The following is an 868-nucleotide window of genomic DNA, read 5'->3' as shown; positions in this document are numbered from 1 at the left end:
TCTTATTGTTTTGGTGAACTTTAAAGATACTCGACTTACTGCTTTTTCATCGATGCTATAATTCATTGCTATTACTAGCGTACTTGGAAAAATTATTTACCTACATTATGTTATTCGTTGACCTAAATTTTAATCGTCCTAAACTACGCAACGAAATCATAGCCTAAAACGTTGGGCGTAATTTAGAGCCACATCCGAAATTTGAATATTTACCAAAATTTGGTATATTTGAATAAATCAAAACGGAATGAAAAACACATCTATATCATTAGGGAATTATTTTGACCAATTCGTACAAACACAAGTTTCTGCTGGACGATACAAAAATGTGAGTGAGGTAATCAGAGCTGGACTTCGCCTTTTGGAAAACGAAGAAAGCAAAGTAATAGCTTTGCGGAATGCTATTCAAGAAGGAATTGATAGCGGAATTGCTCACGATTTCGACCCGAAAAAAAATCTTGAAGAATTAAAAGCCAAACGTAAAAAGAATGGCTAAATATGAATTGACCAATAAGGCTGTTGCGGACTTGAATGGAATATGGGAATATACACTAGAAAATTGGTCTGAAAATCAAGCTGACAGATATTATGACATGTTACTCGATATTTGCCAAGAAATAGCTGACAATCCAGAATTAGGAAAAAACTACGAAGGAATAAAATCTGAACTGTTTGGACTTAAAGCAAATAGACACGTTATATTTTATAGAAAGTCTAAGGTTAAGCCAATTGAGATTACGAGAATTTTGCACGAACGAATGGACTTGAAAAAAAGAATAACCGAATAAAAAACTACGCCCAACACCGGTAACCGTTGCGCAAGCCGCCATAAAAACCCATAATTTCTGCAACAGACTCGTTTTAAGGA

The 868-nt window shown here is 34.6% G+C and carries 2 protein-coding genes; both read left to right on the top strand.

The annotated features are described in order from the left end of the window. The first annotated feature begins 247 nt into the window (after positions 1-247). Positions 248-496, top strand: a complete 249-nt coding sequence (locus ACFSR8_RS10400) for a type II toxin-antitoxin system ParD family antitoxin (protein ID WP_055413791.1) — start codon at positions 248-250, stop codon at positions 494-496. After that, positions 489-788, top strand: a complete 300-nt coding sequence (locus tag ACFSR8_RS10395) for a type II toxin-antitoxin system RelE/ParE family toxin (protein ID WP_380291745.1) — start codon at positions 489-491, stop codon at positions 786-788. The genes ACFSR8_RS10400 and ACFSR8_RS10395 overlap by 8 nt, the downstream gene beginning before the upstream one ends. The last annotated feature ends 80 nt before the right edge of the window (positions 789-868 follow it).

It is taken from the genome of Hyunsoonleella rubra (genome assembly GCF_042684665.1).
GTDB classification, from domain to species: Bacteria; Bacteroidota; Bacteroidia; order Flavobacteriales; family Flavobacteriaceae; genus Jejuia; species Jejuia rubra.
The sequence above is the reverse complement of the archived record's forward strand: the minus strand, read 5'-3'. Positions and strand labels throughout refer to the sequence as shown.